Origin of the sequence: Bordetella muralis (genome assembly GCF_965139205.1) — a bacterium.
Taxonomy (GTDB): Bacteria; Pseudomonadota; Gammaproteobacteria; order Burkholderiales; family Burkholderiaceae_B; genus Bordetella_A; species Bordetella_A muralis.
Genome location: NZ_CBCSIU010000041.1, coordinates 1 through 17,109, shown reverse-complemented (window position 1 = coordinate 17,109; position 17,109 = coordinate 1). Strand labels below are relative to the sequence as shown.

16 protein-coding genes and 1 pseudogene are annotated in these 17,109 nt (G+C 59.4%); 12 read left to right on the top strand and 5 right to left on the bottom strand.

What is annotated here, in order from left to right:
• Positions 1-175 precede the first annotated feature (175 nt).
• Positions 176-1,054, bottom strand: coding sequence for a putrescine utilization regulator PtrR (gene ptrR, locus ACNA0I_RS26220; RefSeq protein ID WP_415808959.1), 879 nt, complete (start codon positions 1,052-1,054; stop codon positions 176-178).
• Positions 1,055-1,175: 121 nt separating this feature from the next.
• Here ptrR and ACNA0I_RS26215 point away from each other — a divergent pair, with 121 nt between their 5' ends.
• On the top strand, positions 1,176-2,558 hold the full coding sequence (locus tag ACNA0I_RS26215) for an aldehyde dehydrogenase family protein (protein WP_415808958.1): 1,383 nt from the start codon (positions 1,176-1,178) through the stop codon (positions 2,556-2,558).
• Positions 2,559-2,606: 48 nt separating this feature from the next.
• On the opposite strand, the gene ACNA0I_RS26210 is transcribed toward ACNA0I_RS26215, so the two are convergent.
• Both ACNA0I_RS26210 and ACNA0I_RS26205 read right to left on the bottom strand, forming a co-directional pair.
• A complete protein-coding gene (locus tag ACNA0I_RS26210; protein ID WP_415808957.1) occupies positions 2,607-3,563 on the bottom strand; it encodes a Bug family tripartite tricarboxylate transporter substrate binding protein in 957 nt (318 codons plus the stop codon).
• Positions 3,564-3,749: 186 nt separating this feature from the next.
• Positions 3,750-4,640, bottom strand: coding sequence for a LysR family transcriptional regulator (locus ACNA0I_RS26205; RefSeq protein WP_415808956.1), 891 nt, complete (start codon positions 4,638-4,640; stop codon positions 3,750-3,752).
• Positions 4,641-4,750: 110 nt separating this feature from the next.
• On the opposite strand from ACNA0I_RS26205, the gene ACNA0I_RS26200 reads away from it, so the two are divergent.
• Both ACNA0I_RS26200 and ACNA0I_RS26195 read left to right on the top strand, forming a co-directional pair.
• Positions 4,751-5,935 carry a TauD/TfdA family dioxygenase gene (locus ACNA0I_RS26200; protein WP_415808955.1) on the top strand — a complete coding sequence of 395 codons (1,185 nt, stop codon included), beginning with the start codon at positions 4,751-4,753 and terminating at the stop codon, positions 5,933-5,935.
• A complete protein-coding gene (locus ACNA0I_RS26195) occupies positions 5,932-6,798 on the top strand; it encodes an isocitrate lyase/PEP mutase family protein (protein WP_415808954.1) in 867 nt (288 codons plus the stop codon). Before ACNA0I_RS26200 ends, ACNA0I_RS26195 begins: the two co-directional genes overlap by 4 nt.
• A 99-nt stretch (positions 6,799-6,897) precedes the next feature.
• Here ACNA0I_RS26195 and ACNA0I_RS26190 read toward each other — a convergent pair whose 3' ends face one another.
• On the bottom strand, positions 6,898-7,746 hold the full coding sequence (locus tag ACNA0I_RS26190; protein ID WP_415808953.1) for a DUF4189 domain-containing protein: 849 nt from the start codon (positions 7,744-7,746) through the stop codon (positions 6,898-6,900).
• 386 nt (positions 7,747-8,132) lie between these two features.
• Here ACNA0I_RS26190 and ACNA0I_RS26185 point away from each other — a divergent pair, with 386 nt between their 5' ends.
• From ACNA0I_RS26185 to ACNA0I_RS26165, 5 genes and pseudogenes are all read left to right on the top strand, one after another.
• Entirely contained in the window at positions 8,133-8,675 is a 543-nt protein-coding gene (locus ACNA0I_RS26185) for a hypothetical protein (RefSeq protein ID WP_415808952.1), read from the top strand.
• 118 nt (positions 8,676-8,793) lie between these two features.
• Complete coding sequence (locus ACNA0I_RS26180) at positions 8,794-9,297, top strand: hypothetical protein (protein ID WP_415808951.1); 504 nt, start codon at positions 8,794-8,796, stop codon at positions 9,295-9,297.
• Positions 9,298-9,474: 177 nt separating this feature from the next.
• Positions 9,475-9,643, top strand: a pseudogene (locus ACNA0I_RS26175) (FMN-binding negative transcriptional regulator); the annotation flags it as partial.
• A 1-nt stretch (position 9,644) separates the two neighbouring features.
• Positions 9,645-10,098, top strand: a 454-nt coding sequence (locus tag ACNA0I_RS26170; RefSeq protein ID WP_415808950.1) for an FMN-binding negative transcriptional regulator, incomplete at its 5' end; no start/stop codon positions are given.
• Positions 10,099-10,265: 167 nt separating this feature from the next.
• Positions 10,266-12,695 carry a carbohydrate-binding family V/XII gene (locus ACNA0I_RS26165; protein ID WP_415808949.1) on the top strand — a complete coding sequence of 810 codons (2,430 nt, stop codon included), beginning with the start codon at positions 10,266-10,268 and terminating at the stop codon, positions 12,693-12,695.
• Positions 12,696-12,785: 90 nt separating this feature from the next.
• On the opposite strand, the gene ACNA0I_RS26160 is transcribed toward ACNA0I_RS26165, so the two are convergent.
• Positions 12,786-14,375 (bottom strand): IclR family transcriptional regulator domain-containing protein, encoded by a 1,590-nt coding sequence (locus ACNA0I_RS26160; protein WP_415808948.1) that lies wholly within the window; start codon positions 14,373-14,375, stop codon positions 12,786-12,788.
• Positions 14,376-14,526: 151 nt separating this feature from the next.
• Here ACNA0I_RS26160 and ACNA0I_RS26155 point away from each other — a divergent pair, with 151 nt between their 5' ends.
• The 4 genes from ACNA0I_RS26155 (at position 14,527) to ACNA0I_RS26140 (ending at position 16,805) form a co-directional block, all read left to right on the top strand.
• Positions 14,527-15,330: an RraA family protein gene (locus ACNA0I_RS26155; protein WP_415808947.1), complete on the top strand. Its 804-nt coding sequence runs from the start codon at positions 14,527-14,529 to the stop codon at positions 15,328-15,330.
• 16 nt (positions 15,331-15,346) lie between these two features.
• The gene (locus ACNA0I_RS26150; RefSeq protein WP_415808946.1) at positions 15,347-15,817 is read left to right on the top strand and encodes a nuclear transport factor 2 family protein; all 471 of its coding nucleotides are present in this window, start codon (positions 15,347-15,349) and stop codon (positions 15,815-15,817) included.
• The gene (locus tag ACNA0I_RS26145) at positions 15,814-16,128 is read left to right on the top strand and encodes a Dabb family protein (RefSeq protein WP_415808945.1); all 315 of its coding nucleotides are present in this window, start codon (positions 15,814-15,816) and stop codon (positions 16,126-16,128) included. Before ACNA0I_RS26150 ends, ACNA0I_RS26145 begins: the two co-directional genes overlap by 4 nt.
• Positions 16,129-16,637: 509 nt before the next feature.
• On the top strand, positions 16,638-16,805 hold the full coding sequence (locus tag ACNA0I_RS26140) for a hypothetical protein (protein ID WP_415808944.1): 168 nt from the start codon (positions 16,638-16,640) through the stop codon (positions 16,803-16,805).
• The last annotated feature ends 304 nt before the right edge of the window (positions 16,806-17,109 follow it).

Genomic DNA, 17,109 nt, shown 5'->3' with positions numbered 1-17,109 from the left:
ACGGTGTCCGGCGCCCGCGCGCCGGACCGGCTTTGTGAAGCCCTCACGGCCCGATTGCCTCGGCTCGACGTCCAATAAGCACGCCAACCTCTTGCCAACCCAGCCCCTCGATCACCAAAAACCGCACAACAAGCAACGTGCAAGCTTATTCAAAACCGCCATCGATATATCCCAGCTACGCAGCAACAGCCACCGGCGCATGCTCTTGCAATAACGCCACGAACGCATCGAGTGCCCGAGAAACCGTATCGCTGCGCCAAATCAACCACGTCGGCAACACCGAAAACGCGCCGTGCATAGGCCATGCGGTCACAGACGTATATCCCGGCATGCTTTCCAGCATCGCTCTGGGCATGATGGCCAGGCCGCCCCCCGCGCTGACGCACGCCAACATGCTGTGATAAGACTCCAGCTCCCGCACTTTACCTGGAATGGCTTTGTCGGCTGCGAACCATTTTTCGAAATGATGGCGATACGAGCAGTTTTGACGAAACACATAGATCGCTTCGCCTGCCGCATCGCGACCACGGCGAATCGGTGCATGCTGAACGGGCGAGATGACAACCATTTCCTCCTCAAACACCGGGACACCTCTAAGCGCAGGATGATTGATCGGACCATCGACAAGCGCCGCCACCAGACGGCCATCCAACACCCCATCGATCATCGGCCCAGACGGCCCGGTGGCCAGATCCAGCTCCACCTTGGGATAACGGCCATTGAACTCAGCCAGCACAGCAGGGATGCGAACAGCCGCCGTGCTTTCCAGCGCACCGATCGGAAACCAGCCTGCAGGCTCCGTACCGGAAACCGCCGTACGCGCCTCCTCCACCAAGCCGAGAATTCTCTGTGCATAGTCCAGAAAATTGTGCCCCGTGGCCGACAAACGCAGCCTGTTGTTCTCGCGAATGAACAGATCCACCCCCAAATCAGACTCCAGCTGCTTGAGCCGGGTGGTCAGATTGGAGGGCACACGGTGCACCGCCTCAGCAGCCGCGGCAATGCTCTTGTGCGCCGCAACAGCACAGAAAATCTCCAGCTGAACCAAATCCATCCGTTTCCCCTGTCCGCACACATTCTCAAATCGAGAAAGAAACCATTATAAATATTCAGTTTTATAAACTCCATCCGCCGCGTATTCTTGCCGGAAGTCGAATCCCTAGGAGAGCGCTCTCATGGCCAGCAGCACGCACGCAATATCCCTGAACCCGGCTACCGGCGAGCAAATCGGCGCCTACGCCTTTGAATCCGCCGCCGACCTGGAAACGGTGCTTTCCCAAAGCGCCAAGGCCTACACCAGCTGGCGCCGTACACCTGTGGACACGCGCAGCGCCGCACTAGCCCGGCTCGGACAGGCCTTGCGTGCGGACATTGATCGTCTGGCAGGCATGATCACTGCCGAAATGGGCAAACCTATTACCCAAGCACGCGGCGAAATCACCAAATGCGCCGGACTGTGCGACTGGTATGCAGAGCATGGCCCCGCCATGCTGGCCAGCGAGCCCACTCAGATTGAAAACGACAAAGCCAGAATCGAATATCGCCCCTTGGGTCCGATCCTGGCCGTGATGCCCTGGAACTTCCCGATTTGGCAGGTCATCCGCAGCGTCGTCCCCGCACTGCTGGCAGGTAATACCTACATCCTGAAGCATGCGCCCAACGTCATGGGCAGCGCATATTTGCTGCGCGAAGCGTTCGGGCGTGCAGACTTCCCGCAAGGCGTATTCGAAGTCGTCAACGTGCAAAACGACCTCGTCTCGCAGGCGATTGCCGACGACCGCATCGCCGCTATCACCTTGACCGGCAGCGTCCGGGCTGGCTCGGCGATCGGCTCGCAGGCCGGCTTTGCCTTGAAAAAATGCGTGCTTGAACTGGGTGGGTCGGATGCATTCATCGTCCTGGCCGACGCCGACCTGGACGAGGCCATCCGTGCTGCCGTCGTCGGTCGCTTTCAAAACACGGGACAAGTTTGCGCAGCCGCCAAACGGTTCATCGTCGAAGACAGCGTTGCCGACGCCTTCACCGAAGGCGTCGTCGCCGGCACTAAAGCATTGGTCATCGGCGACCCCACTGACCCGTCGACGTATATCGGCCCCATGGCCCGCTACGATCTGCGGGACGAACTCGATGCGCAAGTACAACGCACGCTGTCAGAGGGCGCGAAACTGCTCGTGGGCGGACACAAGATCGATGGTGCGGGCAACTACTACCAACCTACTGTGTTGGCCGATATCGTTCCTGGCATGACTTCGTTCCGTGAAGAAATCTTCGGCCCGGTCGCGTCCATCATCCGCGCCTCCGATGCGCGCAATGCCCTGGAACTCGCCAACAACAGCCAATTCGGCCTGACTGCGAGTGTCTTTACCAAGGATATCGCAGCAGCGCACCAGATCGCAGCCGACCTGGAAGTGGGCGGCGTATTCATCAACGGCTACAGCGCCAGCGATGTCCGCGTCGGATTCGGTGGCGTCAAGAAAAGCGGCTTTGGCCGGGAACTGTCTCACTTCGGCGTGAGAGAGTTCTGCAACGCACAGACCGTGTGGTTTGATCGCAAGTGATCCATGGCGGGCTGCGGCCGCTGCGCAATGCGCAGCGGCATGCTGCCATCAACCTGCACTGGCGCCCGAGGCTTTCACGACCTTGCCCCAGCGATCGATCTCAGTCTGCAAAAAGCCCTGAAACTCTGCTGGCGTGCCGCCTTGAGCTACCAAGCCCTCGTCCAGCAAACGACGTTTGATCGCCGCGTCATTCATGATCTGGGCGACCGCTTTCGACAACTGTTCTGTACGCGCCGCATCCAGTCCCGCAGGTCCCAGCAGACCATACCAGGCACTGAAGTCATAACCCGGCAACGTATCGGCAATCGGCGGAATATCGGGATATTCGCTCATGCGCTGCGCACTGCTGATACCCAAAGGCTTTAGCGCTTTTGATTTCAACTGGCCTTTGGCCAAAGCTGCCCCGGCAAACATCATGCTGACTTGACCACCCAGCACATCGGTCATTGCGGGCGCGGTGCCTTTATAAGGCACCAGCAATACGTCTATCCCTGCTTGCATCTTGATCACCTCGGCGCCGAGGTGGCCTGCAGAGCCGATGCCAGGTAATGCCATACTCAGTTTGCCCGGCTCCGCCTTTGCCAGCGCGATCAACTCGGCAACATTATTCGCGGCAACAGAAGGATGCGCCAACAAGATCGATGGCGCATCGGCCACGTGGGATACCGGCGTGAAATCCTTGATCGGATCGAACGGTAAATTGGGATACAACGTCGCGTTGATCGCATGGCTGGTGTAGCACATCAGCAGCGAACGGCCATCAGGCGCGGATCGTGCGATCTCTTGCGCCGCGATATTACCGCCGGCGCCCGGACGATTTTCCACCACAAACGTTTCGCCCAATACGCGTCCCAGCTCTGCTGCCAATACACGCGCGACCGTATCGGTGCCGCCACCCGGGGTAGCGCCAACAATGACGCGGGTAGTGGGCGTTTGCGCCTTGGCCATTCCTGATGCTGCCAACGCACAGGCGCCGAACATTCCCATGAATGTTCTTCTTTGCATAGATGTCTCCGTCCATCCTACTTGATGTCTGCCCGTAGTCTAGTCATAGACGGAACATTCAGAAAAGCGAAGTTATTTGACTTGTTTGCTAAGGATTTTTGTTCAACTGCACCACGTCATATCGCTGCACAAATCGCATCAACCGCGCAACGGCAGCGGCCCCCCGCCCTCACGTCTGCCGCGCACTCACTGCTTTAACAACTTCTGATATTCCGTACAGGCCATGGCCATCGCCTCGCGTACCACCGCCAACGGCCGGCTATCGTCATCCGCCTTGCGGCTCACCATGGAAAGCTGCAATACCGGGGCGGCCTTACCCAAGCGGAATACACGCGCGGGATAACTATGCAAGACAGCGGAATCCGGCCGCTGTACCACCGATATGCCCAGGCCGGAACTCACCATCGCCACAATCGCCGCCGCATTATCGAATTCAAGCGTACTGCGCACGTCACCGATCTGATTGTTGACGTACTGTGCCGCCATGGTGCCAGACACGGTCTTGCGGTCGTAACGTATCCACTCCAATTGGCGAAACAGCGTGGGAATCGGTGTGTCAGGGGTATCGGGCGGCGTAATCAACACCAATTCCCGGCGCAACATCGGCGTCCACGACATACGGCCTGCTTTAGCCCCGGAGGGCTCGGCCACCAAGGCGGCGTCAATCTCACCGGCCTTGACCGCCGCTGTCAAACCGCTGCTGCGGCCCCGGATAGGTACAACATCCAGCTTGGGATGCCGGGCACGTATAAAGCGCAACATGCCTGGCAACACAATGGGCTGCATTGATTCGATAACACCCACTCGCACAACGCCCTCGATGGCCAGCACCGTACCAGAGCGCAATGCATCCAACCCCTTTAGCGCGTCACGCATGGTGTCGGCGACCTCATGTGCCAACTGCGTGGGACGTACCTGCAACCCCGAACGATCAAAAAGCGGCTTGCCCAAATAGCCCTCGAGCTGCTTCATCTGCATGCTCACTGCACTGGGCGTGATATTCATCAGTCTCGCGCCCCCCACAAAGGTGCCTGTCTGCAGCACGGCCTCCAGCGTGGCAAAGGTCTCGATCTTCATCAAATTCTCTTATGAAATTCTTCAAATAACATCGCTATTCTAAATGAAGCGGCGTCCTTACACTGGCGGTTATTGGTCCTCTGACATTCTTATCCATTACGGAGACGTACATGAACGCCATCGATTCCGCCATGCGCCCATTGCCCTGGACAGCCGAACAAGTACGCCAGGACAACTCCTGGGTTTTGCGCCTGACCGACGAGCAAGTCGACGGCATCCAGGCGGCATTGGCACATGCCAAGCGCCTGGATAAACCCCTGCTCGCGATGGAACAAGCAGACTTCCCGCTATCGGCCGCCGCTCAGGCTGCCCTGCAGCAAGCCATCGATATGACGCAACGCCGTTGGGGCATGTGCTTGCTGAAAGGTTTTCCCGTCAATGACTGGAGCGAAGACGACACGCGCCTGGCCTATTGGGGCCTGGCGTTGTACATGGGCGTGGGCCGCACGCAGAACCGTGCCAGCCAGTTCATCAACGATGTACGTGACGCCGGTGGCGAGTACAAAGTCAAAGGCGGCCGTGGCTACAACACCAATGCGGGCCTGGATTTTCACCAGGATTCCTGCGACGTGGTAGCACTGCTTTGCCGCCGTACCGCCAAATCTGGCGGCACCAGCAAAGTCGTCAGTTCAATTGCGCTGCGCGACGAGGTCCTCAAACGCCGTCCCGACTTGATCGCCGCGCTGCAAACCCCGTATTTCCATAGCTATCAGAGCACGCAAGATCCCACCCAGCCGCCCTACTATCAGTTGCCCATTCTCGGCTCGCACCCGGAATATTTCTCGGCGCGCACCAATCGCAAGAACATCGTGGCCGCTCAACGCGATTTCCCGGAGATCCCGCGCCTGACCACTGCACAGACCGAGGCCCTGGACCTGCTGGATGAACTCATGCCCAGCGAGCGCTTTTGCTATTCGATGGAACTTGAGCGTGGCGACATGCAGCTGCTGAACAACTACGTGACGCTGCATTCACGCACGCCGTTCGAGGATTACGAAGAGCCCGACCTCAAACGCCACCTGCTGCGTTTGTGGCTGGCCGTCCCCGGTTCGCAACCCCTGCCTGACGACTGGGCGACGTACTACGGCGACGTTCGTGCAGGCGCGGTGCGCGGCGGCGTACGCGGCAGCTCCATTACCGAGGAATTCCTCGCCTACGAAAAGCGCCAAGCCGCAGCGTTGAGCATGCCCTTCGAAACATGGCGTCCCAAGGTCACCAAAGAGCAAATGGAAACTATCGTCGCTGATTTGGCTGCTCAATCCAACGACACCCTGACCGCAGGAAGCGCCGCATGAACCAGCTCAACTTGCGCGAACGCCTCGCACAAGGCCCCGCGGTCCTGGCACCCGGCGTCTACGATCCCTTGACCGCGCTGATCGCCGAACAAGCCGGTTTCGACGCCCTATATTTGTCAGGCGGGGCCGTCGCCTATACCCAACTGGGCCGATCCGACGTCGGCCTGACAACTGCAACAGAAACTGCCGATGTCCTGGCGCGCATCACCGACCGTGTGCAACTGCCGGTCATCGTCGATGGTGATACGGGTTACGGCAATGCGCTGAATACGCAACGCACCGTACGCGTTTTCGAGCGCGCCGGCGCTGCCATGATCCAGCTGGAAGACCAGACATTTCCAAAGCGCTGCGGCCACCTGGAAAACAAGACCTTGGTATCCACGCAGGAAATGTGCGGCAAGCTGCGCGCGGCACTGGATGCGCGCCATTCATCCGACACACTCATTCTCGCACGTACCGACGCCGTGGCAGTCGAGGGTCTGGATGCCGCGCTGGAGCGTGCCGACGCCTATCTGGCATGCGGTGTCGACGCGCTATTCATCGAAGCCGTCGTCTCCGCTGACGATATGGACCGGGTCTGCGGCAAGTACGCAACCCGTATCCCCTTGCTGGCCAACATGGTCGAAGGCGGCAAAACGCCGGTGGGCAGCGTGGACGAATTGTCTGCACGCGGCTATCGCATCGTGATCTATCCCGGTGGCACGGCGCGTTTTGTGTCCCGCCAATTGCAGCGCTACATGGCCGGCCTGAAAACCCACGGGACGACCCGCCCCTTGTGGGACGAGATGAATAATTTCGATGCGCTCAATGGCCTGATAGGTACACCCGAGCTATTGGAGCTGGGGCGTAAATACGAAGCCTGATAGCCCACGCGACGCGCGTTGGGAAGCGATGCGTATGACACGACACGCCCCAATGCGATCATTGCGTTGCAGTCCCACGGCCAAGGCTTGGCCGTGGCGTCAATTCGGCTTTTCGTCAAATCCAGGATAGCCGTCGATATAGGCACGCCCTGAACAACGAACCATGGCGACGCAACTGGAGGTACCCCGCTTGGCATTGCAGGTCGCACGGGCTTCGTTTCGTGCGGCGACAGGATCGAGGTTAAGTAGCGTGAAACTCGTCCCGCGGCCTTTGACACCCTTCTCCCAGGCCAATCCGACGCAGCTATCGGTGTAGGTCAGCAGTTTCGTGCAACCTTTGCACTCCTCCCATTCGAGCAGGGTTTTAACTGCCTCCTCTTCACTGGGATAGTCGTCTGCGTACTGCAAGCCGCCGGTTTCTGTTTCTGTAATGGCGCCCCAATAGCCGCGCTGATCCAGCTTGGCTGACAAGGCCTCCAATTGAGCCGACGTCGCCTTTGCTGCGGCCTGATTATGCTCAGGGCTATAACCCGGCCCGACGCAAACAGGCAGCATAGCCAGTTTGCATTTGCCCGGCGGGCTCTCGGCGGTACAACGGCGAATGGCCTGCTTGGCGGCGATTTCAGGAGACGCGCTATACCCTGGAAACAGCCGCCCGCCTGTATCACGCGCCCATGTAGAACAACTGTCAGCAAACCAATTCAGTGCCTGGCATTTTTTGCCGCCAGCACGCTTGCATTCAGCCACTGCGGCAGCCTGCGCCTCCTCGGAGCTTGTCTCGGGCAACGCCCAATACAGCTTTTCGAATTTTTCATCCGTAGATGTGGCGCCATAGAACCTTTCGGTTTCCGCATGAACCGGCGAAAGCACGAATACAGAGAACAGCGCAAGCGCGGTGCCGGCAGCACGCATCAGGGGCAAGCAACGGGAAAGCAAATGGATAGGCATTTTCAGGATTCAGGTAGCGGGCTTGCCACGCGATAGCGGCACGCATGCAAACAGTGACTGGCACACAAGGGCGCTGTCACAAATGGGCACGATCTTAGCAAAGCCCTTTAGACTTTCTGACACGAGATGTCACGCCGGCTCGCATATTACGTAACAATTTTTATTTAACACTAAGCAAAGCGATTTCCATCTTCAGTAAAAATATCGGCGTTTCTGCGCCCTGCAGAAAAAGCCGACGTAAACGAAACAAGCCGAACGTCACGAAATGAAACAAAATGCACCGCCTCAAAACCCGTATTCCGCCCCATAACGGCTGGCGCTGTGGCATTGTGCGCGGAACCCCGATACGTCACATCCAGACATCACCACATCACTTAGGTTTGCACATGTCCCGCTGTTCTCGACTGGGCATTTTTGCCGCACTGCTGGCCACGCTGGGCTTGAGCGCTTGCGCCCCTATGCCGTCCGGCGGCAGCTCTTCGCTGCCCTCGTTGAGCGGATTGCTACAGGGCGATTTTTCCCTATCTCCGAGCGTGAACATTGCCCGCAACATGAAAGGCCGGTCCATCGATGACGCGATTGCAGCCTTGGGCGAGCCGTCCAGGCAGCGCCCCGTCGGCAACACCATGGAATTAGAGTGGTCGGATTACCAGGCTCAGCCATATCAAGCATGGGTCTCTGACGGCAGCAGCCAGCAAGTGGTCGGCATGATTCCCGGCTCCAGGGGCGGAGCTGCGACACCTGTTTTCCAACAGACCAACTACGGCCACTATGAAAATCGCACCTCGGTCTACGAATGCACGGTGCTGCTACGCATGCAAGACAGCGTCATCGTCGATACCAGCGTACAAGGCAACGTATGCCCCGAATTCATCTCGGCACTGCGCAAATGGGCCGGTGAGAAAGAGGCTCGCAATTACATGGACTGATCGCCGCTGACATAATCGGCGTTTAGAATCCGGCACATCCATTCAGGTTGAATCGACAAGACCCGCCATGCCCCCGATCCCTGTTTGGTCTTTTCACCTTTGCATTGGAAAAAAAAGAATGCAGCGTCTGTTTTTTCTTACGCTCGGCCTCGCCTTGAGTGCCTCTGCCGTCATGGCAGCGCCCGACACCACACAAAAAAATGAGTCTGCACCGGCTGCCACGGCCAAACCTGCTGCACTCGCCCCCGTGCAAAAAACCGAAATCCGCGACCAGACTGCCTACGAACGCCTGATGCACAATAGCGGCGTCACCCTGCAATGGCTCTGGTCCGACGAACGGGGCCACCTGGTGGCGACGGATAAAAACGATGTCATCAGCATCGCAGGCACACAAGAAAACGCCGAAGGTGCGCTCGATATCAAAGGCGATATTGTCTCGATCGACAAAGACCGCTTTGTCTTTCGCGGCACCATCCTGATCGTGGACGCACCGGACCAAGGACGTCGTTGCGAGCGTACCGGCGATTTTGAATTCAAAGCCACAGGCAAACGCCGCTACTGGCGCCTGCAGCAAATGCAGACCTGCGATCACCTGACCGATTACGTCGATATCTATTACTAGGGCACGGAAGCACCGGAATACGCATAGCAACGCCGTCCCCCCAAGCGGCAGATTCTGCGCGGGGACATAGCAAACTGGTTCGTTTAAATTACTCAAAACGGGATCTTCCTATTGATCCAGTTTTTGAGAAAAAATACCCGGCATCGTCCGCCAACCACGCCACTTTCCCCAACTGCTATGTATATCCCCGCTCATTTTGCTGAAAACCAGCCGGAAACGCTGCATCGCATCATTCGCGAACATCCGCTGGGCATCCTGATTACTCATAGCGGCCATGGCCTGGACGCCAATCACATTCCATTCGAGCTGGACCCGGCTGTTGGCGCGCACGGACGGCTGTCGGCCCNCGTTGCGCGCGCCAATCCGGTATGGCAAAGCTGTCCGACAGGGTCCGAGGTGCTGGTCGTCTTTCGGGGCGCCGAGGGCTACATCTCGCCAAACTGGTACCCCAGCAAGCACGAAGCCCACCGCCAAGTTCCCACCTGGAACTATGAGGTCGTACACGCTCATGGCGTTCTCACCATCCACGACGACGAACGCTTCGTGCGCCGCATTGTGGCGCGTCTGACCAAAACCCATGAGGCATCCGAACCCAAGCCATGGAAAATGGGCGACTCCGAGCCCGCATTCATCGATGAAATGCTGCAACACATCGTGGGCATAGAAATCGACATCACGTCCCTGATCGGCAAGCGTAAACTCAGCCAGAACAAAGACACTCGCGATCGACTGGGCGCAGTCGATGCCCTGCAGGCACGTGGCGCGATCGAGTTGTCGGCTTCCATGCGGGACCTCGACTGAACCGACGCGAAAATACGACCAATCAACGCTGGACACTCTCCGATAAGTGCCATTAAATACGACAGCCTTCTGATCCTTTGTGGATGTCCTGCCTTGCCCTTTGGCTTCCCTGACGTAGCGAAGCCACGCTCCCCTAAAAAACGAAAGCCCCTCCCGAGGAAAGCTTCATGTTTCAAACAAAAAGCGTGCGTACCGCGGCCATCGTCGCGGCCTTGTTCACTACTCCGTTGGCAGCCAGCAGCGTCAGCGTCTTTGCGCAACCAGCACCACAACAAACCGCGGCACCGCAATCCCAGAGCGCAGCCCCCCAATGGCCTCGCACGCTGGAGTTTCATGGCACGCGCTACGAGGTCTACCAGCCGCAAATCGATACCTGGACAGGTAACCGCATCACAGGCCGCATGGCCATTGCAATGGGCCCGAGCAATGGCCAACCAACGTACGGGGTAGCGGATTTCAGTGCCGACGCCAATACCGACAAAGCCAACGACGAAGTCCACCTGACACAACTGCAGATTACGCGTGTCCAAGTTCCCACCGAACCCGACAAAGCACAGGCCATACGAGACCAGTTCAGCTCGCGCCTGCCGGTTGAGCTGACGCTGCGCCTGAGCGAACTGCAACTGAGCTATGCCGCTTCCAAGCAGCTATCGAGCTTGAAGGCCATGCCGGTCAAAAATACGCCGCCGCGCATCTTCGTCGAAAACGCCCCCGCCGTATTGGTACTGGTCGATGGCGACCCTGTCCTAAAGCCCGTCGCTCACGCCGATGGCTGGCAACGCGTCGTCAATAGCCGGACCTTGATTCTGCGTGGTACGGATGGCGACTATCACGTCAACGCAGCGGGCTATTGGTACACCTCGCGCTCATTATCCGAGGGGTGGCGCAGCGAATCCCCATCGCAAGGCCTGCTCACCGTCGCAGCAACCGCTGCACAACAGGCACCGGTCGATCCCATGCTCGCAAAAGGCGCGGCACGCCCTCCCGCTGCGCCTGCCTTGATCGTGTCGTCCGAACCTGCCGAACTGGTCCTGATCCAGGGCCAGGCACAGATGCGGCCCGTGCAGGGCACCAACCTGCTGTCCGTCAACAATGCGGACCATGCCCTGTTCATGCAGCCGGCGGACAACCGCTATTACCTGCTGGTGTCCGGACGCTGGTTCAGCGCCTCCACATTGAACGGCACGTGGAGCTATGTTCCTGGCAACAAACTGGGCGCCGACTTTGCCCGCATCGACGTGCATGATCCACAAGCGGGTGTGCTCGCCTCCGTGCCCGGCACACCTCAAGCCAAAGAAGCCCTCATTGCCTCGACCATCCCTCAAACCGCAACCGTATCTCGCACCAAGGCCACACTGCATGTGGACTACGTCGGCGGCACGCCGAATTTCGACCGCGTCGCCGGCACGCAGTTGCGTTACGCCGTCAACACGTCTGTGCCGGTGATTCAAGTCACGAGCAACGAGTATTACGCCTTGTCCCAGGCGGTGTGGTTCACCGCCAGCTCACCGCAAGGTCCCTGGCGTGTGGCGGCCTCCGTACCCGCGGCGGTCTACACCATTCCTCCTGAATCGCCTCTGCATTACGTCACGTACGTGCACATCTATGGCTCCACGCCAGATACGGTCGTGGTCGGCTATACGCCCGGTTACTTGGGCATGATCGCCGGCCCCGATGGCACGGTGGTCTATGGCACGGGCTACACCTATCCTCCCGTCATTGTGAACAACAGCTGGGTCGGCTATCCGCCCACCTATGGCTATAACGCCGCATTGAGCACCGCCGCGGGATTTGCCTTCGGCTTCGCCATGGCCGACATGTGGGGGCCCGAGCCCTATTGGGGGCCGTACGGCGGTTTCCCGTACTCGCGCGGCGTGGACATCAATACGGTCAACGTGTACGGCGGCTGGGGGCACGGCACCGTCACCCGCAGCGTGGGCTACAACAACTGGACCGGCAACGAATGGCGCACTGCGCATGCCGACGGCTATAACGCCGCCACCGGCAGCCACTTTGAGGGATCACGCGGCGCCGATTACAACGCCTACACCGGCAATGCCGCCGCGGGGCAGCGCGACGCCTACAGGAACAACTCGACCGGCGTCTCAGGCGCCAGCCGCTCGGGGGTTGTCGAAAACGACGACGGCCAGTGGCGCGCCGGCCGGCAAAGCGTACGCAACAATGCCAATACCGGACGCACCATCGTCTCCAGCACCACGGCCAACGGCCAAGCCGGCGATGGCGCCGATAACGTGGACCGCCGTGGCGTCGCGCATGACAGCCACACCGGCAACTCGGTTGCGTGGAACAACGGCCACATCTACGGCGACGCCGACGGCCATGTCTACCAGCACTCCGCCGACGGAGGCTGGCAGACTCACACCTCCTCAGGCTGGCAGCCAATCCAGCGCAGCGATTTTTCATCCGGCAATGTGTCGAACTATCTGAATGACCAGCGCCAGGCTCGCGACTGGAGCGATGACCGATTCAACGCCATGCGCGGCGATTCGGATTTTGCAGGGCGCTTTGGCGGAGGTGACCGTTTTGGTGGCGGACGTTTCGGTGGATTCGGAGGTGGCCGAGGCTGGCGCCGCTAGGCCCCCGGATATCGTCGACATTCGATCCGGGACGGGGATGGTGAGGACACCGCCTCGTGCGATCGCTAGTCGTTTACAAGCCTTTGATTTTCACAAATCCAGCAACAGCAGCCGCCCCGACAAGGGCGCACTGCCCAATGCATCAATAGACACGCGATGCCGTTCGGTCGTGATCGCCAGTTGTGCCGCGCCATCCGCACGTTGAATCATGGCCAGGTCGGTCGGACATGGCACAGGCAAACCGACCACGCGATCCAGCTGACCATCCCGCGTCAAGCGAATCACTGACCAGCCATCAGCCAACGCCGTCCAGATACCGCCCTGTGCATCGAATGCCAACCCACTGACTCGGCCAGACCCTCGCGGCAAACTCGTCAACCGGCGTACAGCGTTCTCGCCAGGCCGCAGCATCACAATCGATCCAGATCCCTGCAAGGCCGCATACAACGTTTTCTCGCTGGCATGCCAAGCCAAGCTTTGTACAGGCTCACCAATCCGCCAGCGCACGTCCAACGTGCCATCGGCACGCAATAATCCTATCGCCGCCCCTGATTCCGGCAGACCACACGCGACCCAAATAGCTTGCTCTTCGCCATTGCACAGCGCCAGCACCGAACCGTTGATCCATGACACCAACGCTGTCGCCGTTCCATCAGCACTGACCCGCTGCACCCCAGACTGATGCACGACGATGACACCCTCTCCATCGTGGACCAAACCGATGATGGGGGCCTCCACACGGCAGATCTCCCGATCCTCGCCATTCTCATACAAGCGCAGTGATGGGGCGAGCACATCTGCCCACCACAGTTTCCGTCCGCCATCCGATGATATCGGATGTGCTCCATGAAACGCCCATCTACCCGGCACCGCGTTGACAGACGCTTCGGCATCCGCGTTCGTATCAGCCGCCTGCGTCTGTAGTTGCGCCCCCACTCGCCGCGCTGCCTCCGCCACCTCAGGGCCCAGCAATTCCAGACGCTCCCGTGTCAAACGATACGCCGGCCCCGCGACACTGATCGCGCCACGCACCTGACCTGCACTGTCAATGACCGGCGCACCCACGCAGCGCACACCGAGCACGATTTCCTCATCATCGATGGCATATCCACGCGCCCGGGTAATGCCCAACTCCGCATGCAGGCGGCGGCGATCGGTAATCGTCAACGGCGTCAACGCTTTGAGTACGGCATCCCGAACGAAACTCTCACGTTCCGCATCCGGCATCGCCGACAAAATCGCTTTGCCCTGGCTCGTGCAATGCACAGGCTTGCGCTCGCCTAGCGCCGCCGCAGAGCGCTGGCTATGTGCGCCATCGCAACGCTCCAGCGAAATCACTTCGCGCCCGTCGAGCGCGGCCAGATAGGTAGTCTCGCCGGTCAAATCGCGCAACAAGCGCAATTCGTATGCGGCAGCTGCCACCAGATCCGGCATGGCATAAGCCTGACGCGCCATTTCAAAACAACGAAAACCCAGGCAATACACCTTGCGCAACGGGTCCCGCCGCAATAGACCGCGCGCGACCAGCGTCGCCAGCAAGCGATACACCGTCGTACGCGGCAATGCCAGGCGTTCGGCCAACTCACTTTGCCCCAATCCTTCTGGTGCCGTGCCCACAGCATCCAGCACATCCAGCGCTTTCTCGAGGGCGCCGGTGCCCTCGCCTGCAGAGGTGGCCATGGTTTGTCTCAAATGGTGGTACTGGACCCGCCATCGCTGCCAGCGGGTATCGGTCAATCCATTCTATTTCACCTCAAAGCTCACTAGGATGAACCCATGTGCATGCGCCACACCGCGCATCCCTTCAATCCCATAATGTGAGACAGACATCATGAAAGACGTGCCTGCGCCCTTGACTAGTATTCCTCAACGCGCTCCGGCCCCCTATGTGCCTGATTCGGTTCTCGACCGTCTGGCCAAGGCAACCAGCGGTTCATTGACCACTCAGCTTTATATAAAGGGCATTCGACAACCGGTATTGCATGGCCTGCGCCCCTTGAATAAAAAGATCAAGCCCTTTGCGGGCCGCGCCTACACGATGCGTTTCATTCCTGCCCGCGAGGATGTGGATTTCTACGGCAATCTAACGACCGCCCCCGATGCCGACAATCTGCAATGGGTAGGCGTAGAACAAGTCGAGCCCGGCCATGTATTAGTCATCGACAGCAATCAGGATGGCCGTGCGGCATCGATGGGAAATATGCTGATCACCCGCATGATGATGCGCGGCGCCCGCGGGGTCGTCACTGACGGCACCTTTCGCGATGGCACCGAGCTGAGCAATATGGATTTCCCGATCTGGAGCACAGGTGTCACCGCCACGACACGATTGAGCTATCACCATGTCGCGGACTTGCAAGTCCCGATCGGTTGCGCAGGCGTGGCTATCTACCCTGGCGACGTTATCCACGGCGATGGCGACAACATCACCGTCATCCCCGCTCACATGGCCGAGGAAATGGCCGACCTCTGCGAAAAACGTGATGACATCGAAGCGTATCTGGCTCTCAGGGTCCAGGCTGGAGAACCCTTGTGGGGACTGTATCCGCCCAGCGATGCGACACGCGAGCAGTACAAGCAATGGATCGCTGCCGGCCGCCCCGCCATCACTCCTGCACAGCCGGCAGGCCGCTGATACCCACCGAGGAACCATGATGTCCCCATCCTATACCCCCGACTACTACGCCGCACTCATCCGACGCTATTTCGACGCCTGCAATGCCGCAGACTACAACGCACTCGTCGATTGCTTTACGCCGGACGCGGTACATTATTTCCCCGCCGGACTACCGGAAGTCCCCTGGCGCAGCGCCGACACGATCGCCCGCAAGTGGGTATGGTGCGTCGAAACGCTAGGCTCGCAATGGACCATCGAACGTATCATCGTCAGCCACGATTCCCCCGAGGCCATGATCGAATGGACGCATTGGAAAAACAAGCCAGGCACTGCTTTGAGAGGCGCAGAGTGGTATGACTTCGATCCCGAGACGGGCAAAATCTCCGAGATCCGCGCGTACTACGCCTCGCCTGCGGACTCTAAGGCCACGATCAACGAATTGGTGGATTTTGACTATTCTGGCCGCGGCTACCACCTGAAGAGCGCGACGAGGGCAGGCGAATGATCCGTCACATCGTACTCTTTCGCCGCCGCCCGGACGTCGCCCGGGACCCGCAACGAGAAGCCGATCTGGCAGCACGCATGACAGCCCTCGGCGCGGATATCCCTGCCATTCAGTTCTGGCGCGTTGCGGCCAATGAATTCGAACGCCCGATCAGCTGGGACTATGTGCTCGAATCAGAAGTCGCCGATGCCGAGGCGCTCGACGCCTATCTGCTTCATCCTCTGCACCAGGCCTTGGTCGCAGATCTGAAACCTTATTTTGAATGGGCGGCTGTGGACTATACAGTGGGTGCGGACTCAACGGCTGCTTGAACAGCATTGGCCGGTACCATGACGGCCGTGCAGATGAATCGATCACATCGTCTGATACTGCAGCGTGAACGGTACGCTGCGTGGCTCTAGTGGACGGTGGCGCCGGGGGCAGGAAGGGGGCATGAGTTCTGTTGGACGTTGCATCTTGAGCAGGACGGGGGCATGAGTGCTATTGNACGTCGAAGCGGGGCAGTGACCGTGTTGGCGCTTCACGGAGTCGGTCGGCCGCCTGCGCGTCCGACTGCCGCNTCGCTCGTCTCGTCCGGCCCCTTCGGGCCTACCTACGACNTCCGCTCGCGCGACTCCGAGGCGCGCCAACACGGTCACTGCCCCGCTTCGACTCGCAGCATCTCTGATTCCCTCGCCGCTGGCACGGCTGGTCTTCGTAGGCTTCGTAGGAACGGACTTTTGCAAGGATGAAGATCTTGCAGGGCGGCGATTCATAGCCGCCTACGGGCGCGCCCATGAATCGCGTTCGTGATCGGCATGCAACGACCGTGGCATCGGGGATGAACAGAAGATCTCTCGAGCAACGATTTCTCATCGATCAGCAGGAGATTGTTCGCGCCACGATTTCGCGATATCCGACGATGGGGCGACGCCTCTTCGCACGCTCTGCGTATCCCGATGTCCTACGTGTGGTGACGTTCTACGTGCCCTCGTTCTATGCGTCATGACGCTCTACATCTCATCGTACGTTCCATGCGTCATCTTCGCATGCATCAACGCTAGCCAAGCAGATCTTCCAACCTGGCACCACGCCACCCCGTCGCATGCCCGGACCGATCGCGATTCGCGTGTGTGCAGGGCACACGCGAATCGCAGCACTGCAAGATCTTTCTCTTTGCCAACACGGCGGCAGAAAAACGCCAAGCAAAACAACCGTGCCAGCGATGTCATGAGCTTGAGTTACTGCGAGTCGAGCCGAGGCAATCGGGCCGTGAGGGCTTCACAAAGCCGGGTGAAGCGGATGTCGAAGGG

Bases quoted from the DNA above. Each gene is read 5' to 3' on its own strand.
- ptrR (WP_415808959.1), bottom strand. From the start codon at position 1,054: ATGGATTTGGTTCAGCTGGAGATTTTCTGTGCTGTTGCGGCGCACAAG.
- ACNA0I_RS26215 (WP_415808958.1), top strand. From the start codon at position 1,176: ATGGCCAGCAGCACGCACGCAATATCCCTGAACCCGGCTACCGGCGAG.
- ACNA0I_RS26210 (WP_415808957.1), bottom strand. From the start codon at position 3,563: ATGCAAAGAAGAACATTCATGGGAATGTTCGGCGCCTGTGCGTTGGCA.
- ACNA0I_RS26205 (WP_415808956.1), bottom strand. From the start codon at position 4,640: ATGAAGATCGAGACCTTTGCCACGCTGGAGGCCGTGCTGCAGACAGGC.
- ACNA0I_RS26200 (WP_415808955.1), top strand. From the start codon at position 4,751: ATGAACGCCATCGATTCCGCCATGCGCCCATTGCCCTGGACAGCCGAA.
- ACNA0I_RS26195 (WP_415808954.1), top strand. From the start codon at position 5,932: ATGAACCAGCTCAACTTGCGCGAACGCCTCGCACAAGGCCCCGCGGTC.
- ACNA0I_RS26190 (WP_415808953.1), bottom strand. From the start codon at position 7,746: ATGCCTATCCATTTGCTTTCCCGTTGCTTGCCCCTGATGCGTGCTGCC.
- ACNA0I_RS26185 (WP_415808952.1), top strand. From the start codon at position 8,133: ATGTCCCGCTGTTCTCGACTGGGCATTTTTGCCGCACTGCTGGCCACG.
- ACNA0I_RS26180 (WP_415808951.1), top strand. From the start codon at position 8,794: ATGCAGCGTCTGTTTTTTCTTACGCTCGGCCTCGCCTTGAGTGCCTCT.
- ACNA0I_RS26165 (WP_415808949.1), top strand. From the start codon at position 10,266: ATGTTTCAAACAAAAAGCGTGCGTACCGCGGCCATCGTCGCGGCCTTG.
- ACNA0I_RS26160 (WP_415808948.1), bottom strand. From the start codon at position 14,375: ATGGCCACCTCTGCAGGCGAGGGCACCGGCGCCCTCGAGAAAGCGCTG.
- ACNA0I_RS26155 (WP_415808947.1), top strand. From the start codon at position 14,527: ATGAAAGACGTGCCTGCGCCCTTGACTAGTATTCCTCAACGCGCTCCG.
- ACNA0I_RS26150 (WP_415808946.1), top strand. From the start codon at position 15,347: ATGATGTCCCCATCCTATACCCCCGACTACTACGCCGCACTCATCCGA.
- ACNA0I_RS26145 (WP_415808945.1), top strand. From the start codon at position 15,814: ATGATCCGTCACATCGTACTCTTTCGCCGCCGCCCGGACGTCGCCCGG.
- ACNA0I_RS26140 (WP_415808944.1), top strand. From the start codon at position 16,638: ATGAACAGAAGATCTCTCGAGCAACGATTTCTCATCGATCAGCAGGAG.